Raw genomic sequence first — 13,106 nt, 5'->3', positions numbered from 1 at the left:
GCAAGATTGTCTGCATCTTTGCCTCAATCATGATCCGGATGCTGATGGCTGACGATCGTCGCCATCTTCTCCGGTCCGTAATTCTGTTGCGTGGTCTGGCTCGGCAGATTGGCGATGCCCACCACCCAGCCGAGGCGGGATTCGGTGCCGAACTGTCGTGTCGGAATGATCTGGTCAGGACGGTCGAACGCGCCGGTCATGATCTCGATCCGGTCGCCGCCGATGCGGCCGAAGCTCAGCGGCGTGCCGCAACCGGCGCAAAAGCCGCGTTCGGCGATGGTGGAGGAGCGGAAGAACGACGGCTGCCCCTTGGTCCAGGCAAAGTCCGTCTTGTTGATGTCGGCAAAAGACGCGAACGGCGCGCCGGCTGCCTTCTGGCACATGCGGCAGTGGCAGATCGAAATCCTGGTTGGCGCCGTCGTGACGCCAAAGCGCACGGCCCCGCATTGGCAGCCGCCGGTGAGAACTGGTTTGCCTGGTTCGGTCATTTCTGTTCCATCCGTCGATAGGCGTCTTGTAGCGTGGCAAGCGCATCGCCTCCGGCGAAGACAAAACCCGTGACGCCAGCGGCCCGCAGCGCCGCCTCGGTCTCGCTCGGGCGGCCTGCCAGATAGATATGTCGCCCGCCGGCCGTTTGCAGGGCCTTCGCTGCAGCTTCGGCGTGTTCCGCATAGACCTTGTCGCTGGAACAAAGACAGGCAAGCTCGGCGCCCGAGGCCTTGAACGCTGCCACCACCTTGGCCGCATCGGCAAAGCCCTCGCTATCGAGGGCTTCGATGCCGCCGGCTTCGAAGAAGCTCTTGGCAAAGGTCGCGCGCGCCGTGAAATCGGCGGCCGTGCCGAGATTGGCCAGGAACACTTTCGGCCGGGAGCCCCGCGCCTTCAGCGCCGCGTCGGATTTGTCACGCAGCGCCTCGAACGGTTCCGCCAGCCGGATCGGCGGCAGCGGATCGAACTTGTATTTCTGCTCGCCGTACGGTGCCAGCTCGACCGGCGTCGCTTTCAGCACCGCGGTCTCGCTCTCGTGCAGGTTCGGAAACTCGCTGGCGCCGGTCAGCACGTCGCGACGCTTTGCGATGTTGGCGTCACGCGCTTTTCGCGCGGCCGCGACCTTGCCCTGAAACAGGCCTTGCTGAAGCGCGGCAAACGCACCGCCGGCTGTCTCGCTCTCCTGGAATAGGGTCCAGGCCGCCTCACAAAGCTGCGTGGTCAGCGTCTCGATGCCGCCTGCCCCGGCCGCGGGATCAGAGACCTTGGCGAGGTTGCTCTCTTCCAGCAGCATGAGCTGCGTATTGCGCGCCACGCGGCGCGCGAACGGATCGGGCAGGCCGAGGGCCAGCGTATGCGGCAGCACGGTGATCGCGTTGGCGCCGGCCAGCCCCGCCGCGAATGTCGCGATGGTCGCGCGCAGCATGTTCACGTAAGGGTCGCGCTGCGTCAGCATGCGCCAGGCCGTGTCGGCGGCGATGAACAGCGGTTTGGGCGTGAGCCCGCACGCTGTCTCGATGCGCGCCCACAACAGCCGCAGCGCGCGGAATTTCGCCATGGTCAGGAACTGGTCGGCATCCGCGGCGAGCCGCGCATAGACCATGCCTTGCGCGGCTTCGAGCGGAATGCCGGCGCCTTCGATCGCGCGCAGATAAGCGACGCCGCAGGCGAGCACGAAGGCAAGCTCCTGCACCTCGGAGCCGCCGGCATCGTGGATCACGCGTCCGTCGGCGGACGCGAACGGTCCCTTGAAGCCGAGCCCGGCGAGGCCCTTGATCGCGCCGGTGACGGCAGGGGCGATCTCCTCCCAGGTATAGGGACTGTGGCCCCACACCGCGCCCGCCGCGAGCGGATCGAGCCCGAAGCGGATGTTGCAGGCGGCGGGATCGAGGCCGCTGCTCTTCACATATTCCGCGACATGGATCGCGGCCATCCGCGATTGCGGTCCGATCTGAAGCTCGAGGCCGATGCCGGCATCGAGATGGATGTCCTTCAAGACTCTTGCGATGGCTTCGGCCGAAGGTTCCAGACCGAACCCGTGAGCGCCGCTGCCGCCGGCGAACACCAGCGCGAGCCCGGTCGCGCCGTTCTCCAGATCCTGCAACGCCTGTGCATTCGCGAGCGCCGCGTCGGGATGGTCGATCCGCTGGATGATTTGCCAGGGTGCGGCGGCTGGTCGACCCACGACGGGCGCGACACCCTTGGCGCGCGGATAGAGCGGATCGATCTTGAGGCCGTCATAGGTCTTGCCGACCAGCTTCTCGAACGGCGCGCCCTTCAGAACGCCGTCGACCAGCTTGCGCCAATCCTCGACGGTCGTCTTGGGAAAATCGGCCGCCAGCGGCAGGTCGTCAGTCACGGAGGTCATGCGGCCAAGGGCTCCCAAACGTATCGTTATTCGCAGGCGAAATTGCCACGGCGGGCCGCCCCTGCAAACGGTTGTTTTTGGTTAACCGGTATCCGGAAGCCGCTCAATGCCTTGCGTCGAGACGCTGGCGAGCCCGTCACGCACTGGAATGCCCGAAATCACGCGGTCGGGTGCAATCTCGGCCAGCGGCACCAGCACGAAAGCGCGCTCGAACAGGCGCGGATGCGGCAAGGTCAGGTCCGGCTTCTGCAAGCTGACATCGTCATAGGCGATCATGTCGAGATCGAGCGTGCGCGGACCCCAGCGCCGCTCCTTGTCCCGAGTGCGGCCGAATTTCTGCTCGACCTTCTGCAGCACGAACAGCAGCGCGTGCGGATCGAGGTCGGTCTCGATCTCGATGCAGGCATTGATGAAGGGCGCCTGGTCCTCGTCGCCCCACGGCGGCGTGGCATAGTCCGAGGACCGCGCGATCAGGGCACCTTGCGCCATGCCGCAGATATGGGCGATCGCCTTCTTGAATGTCGTGCGGACATCGCCGACATTGCCGCCGAGCGCGATCAGCACGCTTGCCATTTATGGATGCCGTGAGCGCGTCAGCATGATGCCGACGTCGTCGAAGATCGCGGCGATCGGCGCGTGCGGCTTGTGCACGGTGACCTTCACGGCACGGATGCGCGGAAAGTGCGACAGGATGGCGTCGGCCACCGCGCCGGCCGCGCGCTCCAGCAGCTTGTAATTGGTGTTCTTGAACGCCGCCGTCGTGGTCGCGACGACGTCGGCGTAGGACACGGTATCGGCGAGCCGGTCGCTGCGCGAGGGCTCCGACAGGTCGGTATAGAGTTCGAGATCGATGACGAAGCGCTGGCCGACTTCGGTCTCGTGATCCATCACGCCGTGGCGGGCGTGGATCGACAGGCCGGTGACGAAGATCGTATCGGTCATTGCTTGCCCTCGATTGCGTTCGCCACCCGCAGCGCCTGCAAGGTCTCGGCGACGTCATGGGTCCGGATGATCTTTGCGCCGCGTTGCGCGGCGATCAGGTGCGCGGCGATCGAGCCGGCGAGCCGGTCCTTCGGCTCCGATGGCGACACCGAGGCGATGAAGCGTTTTCGCGAGGCACCGACGAGGATCGGCAGGCCGAACATCTCGAATTCGCGCAAGCGCGCCAGCGCGGTCATGCTCTGCTCCGCAGTCTTGCCGAAGCCGATGCCGGGATCGAGCACGATCTTGTCGCGCGCGATGCCGGCCTTTGCGGCGATATCCAGCGAGCGCAGGAAGAACGTCTTCATGTCCGTGATGACGTCGATGGCGGGATCGGCGTCGTCGCGGTTGTGCATGACGATGACGGGAACGCCTCTCGCGGCCACCAGCGGCGCCATGGCGGCGTCGCGTTGCAGGCCCCAGACGTCGTTGGCGATCGCCGCGCCCTGGTCGAGCGCGTAGGCCACCACCTCGGCCTTCATGCTATCGATCGACACCGGCACGCCGAGCGCGACCACGCCCGCCAGCACCGGCTTCAGCCGGGCGAGCTCGTCGTCCGCCGTGACGGCCTTCGCGCCCTTGTAGGGCCGGGTGGATTCGGCGCCAATATCGATGATGTCGACGCCATCCGCGATCATCGCCCGCGCCCGTGCGAGCGCCTGCTCGGGCGCGATGAACTCGCCGCCATCGGAAAAGGAATCCGGGGTGATGTTGAGCACGCCCATCACCGCCGGGATCGGTCGTTCCAGCAGTTTCCGCAGCGCATCTGGCCCGGCCGAGCCGGCCGGCGGGACGGATGGGGAGGGCGAGGCATTCATGCCGCCCGCTTTGCGCGGTCGGGGAGGGGGAGTCAAGACGGGATGGGGCAGCACAACCCTGGTCTGAGACCGTCACCCTGAGGCGCTCGCCTCTTCGGCGAGCCTCGAAGGGCGACGGCCCGGCTCTCTCCGTGCGGATGTGGCGGTGGCCGTGCATCCTTCGAGGCTCTCCACGGGACGCTTTGCGTCCCGTGTTTCGCACCTCAGGATGACGGAGAGAGCAAGTGAACTAATACGTGATCTTCGGCTGCAGCTTCTTCGCCTTGGCGATGATGTCGCCGACCGACTTCTCGGAAGGCAGGATGCGGAGCAGCTTCTTCTTTTCGTTGGCGTCGCGCATGCTCTGGGCGAGCCTTGCCGGATTCCGATAGGCGAGCTCGCGCACGGTGGTGACGCCGGCGGCGCGGACCAGGCCGACCTTGGCCCGACCCATGCCGGGAATACGCATGTAGTCGGAGACGTTGGCCCATTCCAGCAGCAGCTGCTCGCTGATGCCGGTCTTGGCGGAAAGCGCCTTGCGGCCCTTCACCGTGCCGGCCGCCTCGAGCAGCCCGTCGGTGGTGCGGATGCCCTGCGCCTTCAACTTGTTGGCGGCAAAGACCGACAGGCCCTCAATCTCGGAGATCGGATATGTCATGATACTCGATATGAATTGCCAAAGCTTCAGGCGAACTGGCTGAGGCCCGGCGTCCCCGCAACGATCTTGCCCATCTGATCTGCTCCGATTTTGTCTCGGCCGAAGCGGAAAAGTTCACGGGCGACGTTTTGAATCTCCGACATGCCAAGTCCGAGGCCCATCAGGCGCGTGCCGACAGCCATCAAGCCGCCGCCCATCAGCCGCGATAGTCCGCCGCCGCTCCTGGATGCCTCGATCGCGGCTTCCGCTCCGGGGATCTGATCGATCAGGGCCTGCACGCTGTCGGAAGGACCCTCGTTGCGGAGGAAGCCCAGGATGATGCCGACGCTCTTTTCAGCGACAGCACTATCTATGCTGGCGTTTGTCGCCAGCCGCCCGATCAGCTCGTCCATAAGGCCCGCCCCTCAGCCGGTTTGCTTTCCGGAGTATTTCTTTCGAAAATGATCTTGAGCCGGTGTGATGTGAAATTCAAGCGATGAACGCACGCGTCGTCGCGATTCACCTTCGAACGCGCGAAAAGTGTTGCAGCGATGCAAGAGCGGAGTTGGAATCGGCGAAAAATTGCCGCGTTGCGAACGCCTCGTTCCTACTTTCGGCTGATGTCGTCCGTCCGTTTCCGACTATGTCGCATGTTCGGCCGTGTTGAACCGTTTTAATCGGCGCGCAACATGCGTTAAACTACGGAACTGGTGCATTTGAGTTTCAATACGCGAAACCCGGCAGAGAGATCAGAGAGAATAATGACCGCACAGGACAGCAAGCTCGGCGATACCGACGACAAGATCTTCGTCGGCAAGGGAGACGAGCAGGCATGGCTGACGCTGGCGCTCGCCAATCGCCACGGCCTCGTCACGGGTGCAACCGGAACCGGCAAGACCGTGACGCTGCAAGTGATGGCGGAAGGATTTGCACGCGCCGGTGTTCCGGTCTTCGCGGCGGACATCAAGGGCGACCTCTCCGGCATCTCCGAGGTTGGCGAGGCCAAAGACTTCATCCTCAAGCGCGCTTCCGAAATGGGGCTGAATTTCCAGCCCGACCAGTTCTCGACAGTGTTCTGGGACGTGTTCGGCGAGCAGGGCCACCCGGTGCGCGCGACCGTCACGGAAATGGGGCCGCTTCTGCTCGCGCGCATGCTCGACCTCAACGACGTGCAGGAAGGCGTGCTCAACGTCGCCTTCCGCGTCGCTGACGACAACGGGCTGACCCTCATCGACATGAAGGATCTGCGCGCACTGCTCGACGCCATCGTGCCCGATAGCGCGAAGAAGGGAGCGGACGCGGGGGAGGATCCGCTCGCCGCCATCCGCAAGGCCGCGCAGGGGTTCGGCAACGTCACCAAGGCCACCGTCGGCACCATCCAGCGCCAGCTGCTGGTGCTGGAGAACCAGGGCGGCACCAAATTCTTCGGCGAACCGGCGCTGACGCTGAAGGACTTCATGAAGACCGACCGCGACGGCCGCGGCATGGTCAACATCCTGGTCGCCGACAAGCTGCTGCAGAACCCCAGGCTTTACGCGACATTCCTGCTGTGGATGTTGTCGGAGCTGTTCGAGGAGCTGCCCGAGGCCGGCGATCTGCCCAAGCCAAAGCTCGTGTTCTTCTTCGACGAGGCGCATCTGCTGTTCAACGATGCGCCCAAGGCGCTGATGGACAAGATCGAGCAGGTGGTCCGCCTGATCCGCTCCAAGGGCGTCGGCGTCTACTTCGTGACGCAAAACCCGGTCGACGTCCCCGACCGCGTGCTCGGACAGCTCGGCAACCGGGTGCAGCACGCGCTGCGCGCCTTCACCCCGCGGGACCAGAAGGCGGTCGCCGCTGCGGCCCAGACCTTCCGGCCCAACCCGAAGCTCGACACCGCCAAGGTGATCATGGAGCTCGGCAAGGGCGAAGCGCTGGTGTCCTTCCTCGAAGGCAACGGCACGCCGGCGATGGTGGAGCGGGTGCTGATCCGGCCGCCGTCGGCTCGCATCGGGCCGATCACGCCGGACGAGCGCAAGGCGATCATGGCTGCGAGCCCGGTGAAGGGCAAATACGACACCGCGGTCGATGAAGAGTCCGCTTACGAGATGATCCAGAAGCGCATCGCCGGCACAGCGGCCACAGCGGACGGCCCGGCTGGCGGAAATGGCGGCGGCCTTCTCGGCCAGATCGGCTCGATCGTCGGCACTATCTTCGGCACCAACGTCAAGCGCGGCCGCCTGTCGACCGGCCAGGTCATTGCGCGGGACGTGACGCGATCGGTCACCAACCAGGTGATCGGCGGGATGGCCGCCAATATCGGCAAGTCTGTCGGCGGCCAGCTCGGCGGCTCGATCGGCCGCACGCTGGTCCGCGGCGCGCTCGGCGGATTGCTGCGGCGGTAGGCGGGCCGCTTTGGGCAATTCCGCTTGCCCCAAAAGGTCGTGGACGCCCAGGCCTTCGCCGCGCCGAAGCGGCTTCGGCCGCGCAGGCGGGACAAGCCCGGCCATGACGCTGTGAAAGCTCAAGTACTCTGCTAGTCACCTCATGTGCCGTTGCCCGAGGCCGCCAACGGTACAATTTCAGGTGAGGGGCTCTCCAAGCCTGCGCCGGTCTGCTACGTCCTGTTCGCCGCCGCACAGGACCACCCCGTGACCCTGCCCGCCCCGTTAGCCAAGCCTGACGCGCCCAGACGCCTGTCGCTGCGCGCGCCGCTGGACCTGCTGTTTCTGTTCTGCTGCGCCCTGCTCACCGCCGACGTGCTCGTTCCCGAGATCTTCGGCAGCGGCAAGACCAAGGATTACCCGCTGTGGTTGTGGGCCGGGCAACAGGTCCTGCAGGGTGAGCCACTCTATCCCGCCACGGCCGTCGAGTATTTCGAGTTCATCTATCCGCCGCTGCCGGCGATCCTGCTGGCGATCCCGAGCTGGTTCGGCAAGATCCCGCTCTATGTCGTCCTGTCGATCCTGAATGCCGTGGCGTGGTGGTACACCGGGACGTTCTGCCAGGTCATGGCCGGCTCGGGGCGCAGCCCCGGCCGCTGGCTGGAGGCGCTGCCTGCCGTCGTCACCGTGCCGTTCGTGTTCGACATGTTCGACCTCGGCCAGCCGAACCTCGTCCTGCTGGCCATGATGCTCTACGGTTTCTGGAGCTTGCGGCATCAACGTCCCTGGCTAGCGGGCTTCATGTTCGCGCTCGCCGCTGCCATCAAGGTGTTTCCGATCGCGGTCCTGCCGTATCTGGTCTGGCGGCGAAAATGGGCGGCGGCCGCCGGCACGGTCGCCTTCACCGGCATCCTTCTCTATGTCGTGCCGGCGCCGATCCGCGGCTTCGAGCGCAACGCGGCCGAGCTTGCGACCTGGTATCAGGGCATGGTCGGAACGAGCTCGGAAAAGGGCTTTGGCCAGCGTGACGAGCAGAACTGGTCGTGGGTCAACCAGTCCCTCATCGCCGTCACGCACCGCCTGGTCCGTCCGATCAACTTCAATCTGGAGGATCCCGGCAAGCCGCCGCGCACGATGAACATCATCGACGTCGATTACAGGACGGCGAACTGGATCGTGCTGGTGCTGTCGGCCTTGCTCGGGCTCGGCTTCGTCGCGATCATGCCGCAGCAAGCGCGGCGAACGGCGCGCTCGGATGCCGAGGAGCTCGCCATCCTGTTCTGCCTGATCACGGTGGCCTCGCCTTTGGCTCGGCAATACTACTTCATGTGGCTGTTCTTCCCGATGACGGTGCTGATGCATCGCGCCGCCTTCGACGAGCGGCCGAATGTGCGTCTCGGAACCTGGCTCGCCCTCGGCGCAGCCGGAATTCTCATGCTGCTGGCGCTGCCGTGGTTTCCAACTGTCCTCCAGGCTTGGGGCAACAATCTCCTCGCGACCGCCGTTCTTGCAGGTAGTCTTGCATGGCACATCCGGCATCCGCCCGTTGCGGCTGGCTCCGAGCCCGCGACGGCGCTAAAACCCGGTACCTCTTGAGACTCGAACGTCAGGACCAACGACCATGGCCAATGCGCAGCTTCAATCCGTGCTCGACCACATCGACAAGGATTTCGACAACAGCCTGGAGCGCCTGTTCGCGCTGCTCCGGATCAAGTCGATCTCCGCCGATCCGGCCTTCGCCGGGGATTGCAAGGCGGCGGCCGAGCATCTCGCCAAGGATATCGCGAGCCTCGGCGTCGCCACTGAAGTGAGGCCGACCGCGGGCCATCCCGCCATCGTCGGCAAGACCGGGGCCGGTGGGCGGCCGCATGTGATCTTTTACGGCCATTACGACGTGCAGCCGGTCGACCCGCTCGATCTCTGGCACCGTCCGCCGTTCGAGCCCGTCGTCACCGACCATGCCGACGGCCGCAAGATCATCGTCGCGCGCGGCGCCGAGGACGACAAGGGCCAGGTGATGACGTTCGTCGAAGCCTGCCGCGCCTGGAAGAAGGTGACGGGCTCGCTGCCGGTCGACATCACCTTTCTGATCGAAGGCGAGGAGGAGGTCGGCTCGAAGAACTTCGTGCCCTTCATCGAGGCCAACAAGGACGAATTCAAAGCCGACTACGTGCTGGTCTGCGACACCGGCATGTGGGACCGCAACACGCCGGCGATCACGACCTCGCTGCGCGGCCTGCTCTATGAGGAGCTGAAGATCACCGCCGCCAATCGCGACCTGCATTCCGGCGTGTTCGGCGGCAGCGCGATGAACCCGATCCGGGTGCTGACGAAAATTCTGGGCGGCCTGTTCGACGACGACAACCGCATCACCATTCCCGGCTTCTATGACGGCGTGAAGGATCTGCCGCCTGATATCCTGGAGCAGTGGAAGAAGCTCAATCTGACGCCGGAGATGTTCCTCAAGCCGATCGGCCTGTCGATCCCGGCCGGCGAGAAGGGGCGCCTCCTGATCGAGCAGGCCTCATCGCGCCCGACCTGCGACGTCAACGGCATCTGGGGCGGCTATATCGGCGAGGGCTCCAAGACGGTGATCCCGTCGCATGCTTCAGCCAAGGTCTCGTTCCGCCTGGTCGAAGGGCAGGACCCGCAAAAGATACGCAAGGCCTTCCGCGACTACGTGACGGCGCGCATTCCCGGCGACTGCAAGGTCGAGTTCGGCGACCATTCCGCCGCGCCCGCCGTCGCGCTCGACTGGAACATGAAGCCGCTCGCCGCCGCCAGCAAGGCGCTGACGGAGGAATGGGGCAAGGAGACCGTCCTGATGGGCTCCGGCGCCTCGATCCCGATCGTCGCCGACTTCAAGCGCACGCTTGGCCTCGACTCGCTGCTGGTCGGTTTCGGATTGGACGACGACAACATCCATTCACCGAACGAGAAGTACGATTTGAGAAGCTTCCAGAAAGGCATCCGCTCCTGGGCAAGGATTCTCGCGGCGCTAGCGGAGGTGAAGTAGCGCGAGCTGCCGTAGGGTGGGCAAAGGCGCAAAGCGCCGTGCCCACCATCTCTAAGTAATTGCGAAAGAACGTGGGCACGCTGCGCTTTGCCCACCCTACGGCTCTGTTGTCGTGGCGGCCACCGGCCCAAAATAAAAACGCCGCCCGGAATTGGGCGGCGTTTCATTCCAAAAGGCGTAGAGGTTAGTTGGGAGCTACCCTACACCAAATCCCGAAAATCTCAAGACCGGTAGCCCGGGAGCTCGCGGTCGAGCTTGCGCAGCAGCGGCGGCCACACGAGGTTGGTGGCGCGCAGCTCGGCGCGGTCGCGGTTGGCGAGCAGCTCGGTGTTCTTGTCGATCGCGGTATCGTCGACCGGGTAGACCGGCGTGCCGAGCGCGCGCGTGCGCACCTGCATCGAGCAGGCGCGCTCGAGGTGGTACATGCGCTCGAAGGCGGAGGCGACCGAGCGACCGACGGTGAGCGTGCCGTGATTGCGCAGCAGCATGTGGTTGTGGTCGCCGAGATCCTTCTGCAGCCGCGGCCGCTCGTCGTGATCGAGCGCGATGCCTTCATAGTCATGATAGGCGAGGTCGTGGGTGACGAGCTGGGCGGTCTGGTTCAGCGGCAGCAGGCCTTCAGCGCTGCTCGACACCGCGGTGCCGTCGAGCGTGTGGAGATGCAGCACGCAGATCGCGTCCTCGCGCACCTCGTGGATCGCCGAATGGATGGTGAAGCCCGCCGGGTTGATGCTGTATTCGCTCTCGGAGAGCTGGTTGCCGTGCAAATCGACCTTGACGAGGCTCGAGGCCGTGATCTCGTCGAACATCAGCCCATAGGGATTGATGAGAAAATGATGGTCGGGGCCGGGCACGCGCGCGGAGATGTGGGTGTCGACCAGATCGTCCCAACCGTACAGCGCGACAAGGCGGTAGCAGGCGGCGAGATTGACCCGTTGCTGCCACTCGGCCTCCGTCATATCAGACGGCACTTCCTTCAGGCGCGCTTCCGCTGGCGACATGGCTGATCTCTCCGAACATCGTTGTTGCGGGGAGGGAGCGTAGTACCGCTCGTGGCAAGCAGCAAGGCGCGACAAGCGCGCGGCAGTCAAGCGTAGCCCGCATGAGCGGAGCGACATGCGGGACCGCTCTGAGAGGGATCCCGGATGTCGCTTCGCTCATCCGGGCTACGGGAGAAGAATATTACGGCGCCGGGATCGAGAGCAGGCTGGAAATACTGCGGCCGCGGATGTCGTAGACGCGGGCGAACACCACGTCGTCGCGCTTGATCTCGACCATCACGGGCGCGGTGAGTCCCTTGCAGTAGAACTCGCCGAGCGTCATCGCGAAATCGGCCGCGTTGGAATCCCAGCCGATGGTGAAGTCGGGCCCGAGCGCGACTTGGGCGGGGCGCTGCGGACCGCAGACCGCGACCTTCCATTTGCGATTGGTCGGCGGCACTTCCTGGCGTTCGACGATCTGCTCGCGCAGCTCATCCGAGGCCTGCTTCAGCGCGAGGCCCCAATAGTCCAGCATGAAGCGGTCGTCGGCGCCGCGCACGGTGCCGGCGATGTGGTTGAAGTGGGTGTACTGATAGGGATGCAGCCGGATCATCTCGGCGAGCGAGAGCGCGAGGCCAAAGCAGAACGTGGCGAGCACGACCGGCTGCCAGGTGCGGTGATTGGCGCGCAGGCGCTCCATGGCCCACGCGAAGGCGACGCCGCCGAGCACCGCCATCGGCGGGATCACGAACACGAAATGGCGGATGCCGTTGTACAGCGCCGGCCGCTTCACCATCGCGATCGCGAGCGGCAGGGTCGCGGCCAGCGTCAGCATCAGCATGATGGTCTTGCGCCGCGCCGGAACCTCGCGGCGCGGCAGCATGGCGAAGGTGCTGACCACGGCGCCGGCCATCAGCACCAGCATCACCTCGGGCAGTTGCAGCGCGAACAGCGTCGGCAGATAGGACCAGGGCATGTCGGGCACGGACACGATCGCACCGTCGAACATCTCCTTCCACGGCTTCTCGAAGAAGTGCGAGAAGTAGGTCAGCGCCTCGAAGGGATTGCCGGGCTCCATGATCGACCACGGCCAGATCAGGCCCATCACGAGGTAGCCGAACGCGAGGCCAGGCAGCAGCACATAGACGACATGGGCGAAGCGGCGGACCGACTCGCGCAGGCCCTCGCTGCGCAGTTCCTCCAGGAACAGCGGGATGAAGCCGAGCACGGCGTAGACCAGCGCAAGCCCGCCGAGAACGCGGCAGCCCAGCGAAAGGCCGGCACCCAGGCCGACGATCAGGATCGTGCGCGGCGACGGCTTGGGATATTCCTCGGCGAGCCGGACCAGGCCGAGCATCAGGATGATCATGGCCACCGCGAAGGGCGCATCCTTCGGATTCATGAACATGTGGCCGTAGAAGATCGGGCACAGCGCGAGCAGCAGCAGCGAGGCAAGACCGGCAAGGGGTCCGCCGATGCGGCGGCCGAGCCGCCACGTCACCGCAAGTCCGACCACGCCGACAATGGCGCCGACCAGTCGTCGCGTCTCGAACAGCTCGAGCGGAATGATCTTGTGCAGGAGGGCCGCGACCATGTCGAAGCCGCCGCCATACATGTAGAGATTGGCGAAGGAGAGCGCCGCGGTGTCCTTGAAGCCGGAACCGAACATGCGCAGCAGCAAATCGGCATATTCAGCGTGGGTGTAGTCGTCCCAGCCGAGGCCGTAGTCGCGGAACGTCAGGCCCGCAATGACCGCGACCGCGGCCAGCACCAGCATGGCGAGATCGTCGCAAGTCCGTTCGACCGAGCGCCGCAGAGGCGTGTCGATCGCCGCAGTCGTGATGGATGTCATGGCTATCGGTGCCCCGGAATCCCCTCTTGGCCCTGCTGGTGCGCGCGGGTCTCAACCCCGGACTCCCTATAGCGCAGTTCCATTACCAAGTAATTGGGCATTACGGCTAAATTCCTGATGCGAC

12 protein-coding genes are annotated in these 13,106 nt (G+C 65.1%); 3 read left to right on the top strand and 9 right to left on the bottom strand.

Translation table 11 applies throughout. The annotated features are described in order from the left end of the window. Window positions 1-23: 23 nt before the first annotated feature. The 7 genes from GGD61_RS18800 to GGD61_RS18770 form a co-directional block, all read right to left on the bottom strand. Window positions 24-488, bottom strand: coding sequence for a GFA family protein (locus tag GGD61_RS18800; RefSeq protein ID WP_092256652.1), 465 nt, complete (start codon window positions 486-488; stop codon window positions 24-26). After that, on the bottom strand, window positions 485-2,356 hold the full coding sequence (locus GGD61_RS18795; protein ID WP_092256649.1) for a methylmalonyl-CoA mutase family protein: 1,872 nt from the start codon (window positions 2,354-2,356) through the stop codon (window positions 485-487). Before GGD61_RS18795 ends, GGD61_RS18800 begins: the two co-directional genes overlap by 4 nt. A gap of 81 nt (window positions 2,357-2,437) precedes the next feature. Beyond that, window positions 2,438-2,929, bottom strand: coding sequence for a 2-amino-4-hydroxy-6-hydroxymethyldihydropteridine diphosphokinase (folK, locus tag GGD61_RS18790; protein ID WP_092256646.1), 492 nt, complete (start codon window positions 2,927-2,929; stop codon window positions 2,438-2,440). Then, complete coding sequence (gene folB / locus GGD61_RS18785; protein ID WP_018315750.1) at window positions 2,930-3,298, bottom strand: dihydroneopterin aldolase; 369 nt, start codon at window positions 3,296-3,298, stop codon at window positions 2,930-2,932. Next, a complete protein-coding gene (gene folP / locus GGD61_RS18780; protein WP_092256641.1) occupies window positions 3,295-4,155 on the bottom strand; it encodes a dihydropteroate synthase in 861 nt (286 codons plus the stop codon). The genes folB and folP overlap by 4 nt, the downstream gene beginning before the upstream one ends. 229 nt (window positions 4,156-4,384) lie before the next feature. Further along, window positions 4,385-4,792, bottom strand: a complete 408-nt coding sequence (locus GGD61_RS18775) for a DUF4332 domain-containing protein (RefSeq protein ID WP_018315752.1) — start codon at window positions 4,790-4,792, stop codon at window positions 4,385-4,387. A gap of 26 nt (window positions 4,793-4,818) precedes the next feature. After that, window positions 4,819-5,184 (bottom strand): hypothetical protein, encoded by a 366-nt coding sequence (locus GGD61_RS18770; protein ID WP_018315753.1) that lies wholly within the window; start codon window positions 5,182-5,184, stop codon window positions 4,819-4,821. Between the two features lie 348 nt (window positions 5,185-5,532). Between GGD61_RS18770 and GGD61_RS18765 the strand changes: the two genes are divergently transcribed. From GGD61_RS18765 to GGD61_RS18755, 3 genes are all read left to right on the top strand, one after another. After that, window positions 5,533-7,155: a helicase HerA-like domain-containing protein gene (locus GGD61_RS18765; protein ID WP_092256638.1), complete on the top strand. Its 1,623-nt coding sequence runs from the start codon at window positions 5,533-5,535 to the stop codon at window positions 7,153-7,155. A 246-nt stretch (window positions 7,156-7,401) separates the two neighbouring features. After that, window positions 7,402-8,730: a glycosyltransferase family 87 protein gene (locus tag GGD61_RS18760; protein WP_092256906.1), complete on the top strand. Its 1,329-nt coding sequence runs from the start codon at window positions 7,402-7,404 to the stop codon at window positions 8,728-8,730. 25 nt (window positions 8,731-8,755) lie between these two features. Continuing rightward, a complete protein-coding gene (locus GGD61_RS18755) occupies window positions 8,756-10,150 on the top strand; it encodes a M20/M25/M40 family metallo-hydrolase (RefSeq protein ID WP_028142943.1) in 1,395 nt (464 codons plus the stop codon). A gap of 221 nt (window positions 10,151-10,371) precedes the next feature. On the opposite strand, the gene GGD61_RS18750 is transcribed toward GGD61_RS18755, so the two are convergent. Further along, on the bottom strand, window positions 10,372-11,151 hold the full coding sequence (locus GGD61_RS18750) for a class II aldolase/adducin family protein (RefSeq protein ID WP_092256635.1): 780 nt from the start codon (window positions 11,149-11,151) through the stop codon (window positions 10,372-10,374). Between the two features lie 181 nt (window positions 11,152-11,332). Next, window positions 11,333-12,982, bottom strand: coding sequence for a glycosyltransferase family 39 protein (locus GGD61_RS18745; RefSeq protein WP_092256632.1), 1,650 nt, complete (start codon window positions 12,980-12,982; stop codon window positions 11,333-11,335). Window positions 12,983-13,106: the final 124 nt, after the last annotated feature.

The sequence above is a fragment of the Bradyrhizobium sp. SBR1B genome (assembly GCF_014198205.1).
Taxonomy (GTDB): Bacteria; Pseudomonadota; Alphaproteobacteria; order Rhizobiales; family Xanthobacteraceae; genus Bradyrhizobium.
The sequence above is the reverse complement of the archived record's forward strand: the minus strand, read 5'-3'. Positions and strand labels throughout refer to the sequence as shown.

Bases quoted from the DNA above. Each gene is read 5' to 3' on its own strand.
- GGD61_RS18770 (WP_018315753.1), bottom strand. From the start codon at position 5,184: ATGGACGAGCTGATCGGGCGGCTGGCGACAAACGCCAGCATAGATAGT.
- GGD61_RS18745 (WP_092256632.1), bottom strand. From the start codon at position 12,982: ATGACATCCATCACGACTGCGGCGATCGACACGCCTCTGCGGCGCTCG.
- GGD61_RS18765 (WP_092256638.1), top strand. From the start codon at position 5,533: ATGACCGCACAGGACAGCAAGCTCGGCGATACCGACGACAAGATCTTC.
- GGD61_RS18775 (WP_018315752.1), bottom strand. From the start codon at position 4,792: ATGACATATCCGATCTCCGAGATTGAGGGCCTGTCGGTCTTTGCCGCC.
- GGD61_RS18750 (WP_092256635.1), bottom strand. From the start codon at position 11,151: ATGTCGCCAGCGGAAGCGCGCCTGAAGGAAGTGCCGTCTGATATGACG.
- GGD61_RS18795 (WP_092256649.1), bottom strand. From the start codon at position 2,356: ATGACCTCCGTGACTGACGACCTGCCGCTGGCGGCCGATTTTCCCAAG.
- GGD61_RS18755 (WP_028142943.1), top strand. From the start codon at position 8,756: ATGGCCAATGCGCAGCTTCAATCCGTGCTCGACCACATCGACAAGGAT.
- folK (WP_092256646.1), bottom strand. From the start codon at position 2,929: ATGGCAAGCGTGCTGATCGCGCTCGGCGGCAATGTCGGCGATGTCCGC.
- folP (WP_092256641.1), bottom strand. From the start codon at position 4,155: ATGAATGCCTCGCCCTCCCCATCCGTCCCGCCGGCCGGCTCGGCCGGG.
- folB (WP_018315750.1), bottom strand. From the start codon at position 3,298: ATGACCGATACGATCTTCGTCACCGGCCTGTCGATCCACGCCCGCCAC.
- GGD61_RS18800 (WP_092256652.1), bottom strand. From the start codon at position 488: ATGACCGAACCAGGCAAACCAGTTCTCACCGGCGGCTGCCAATGCGGG.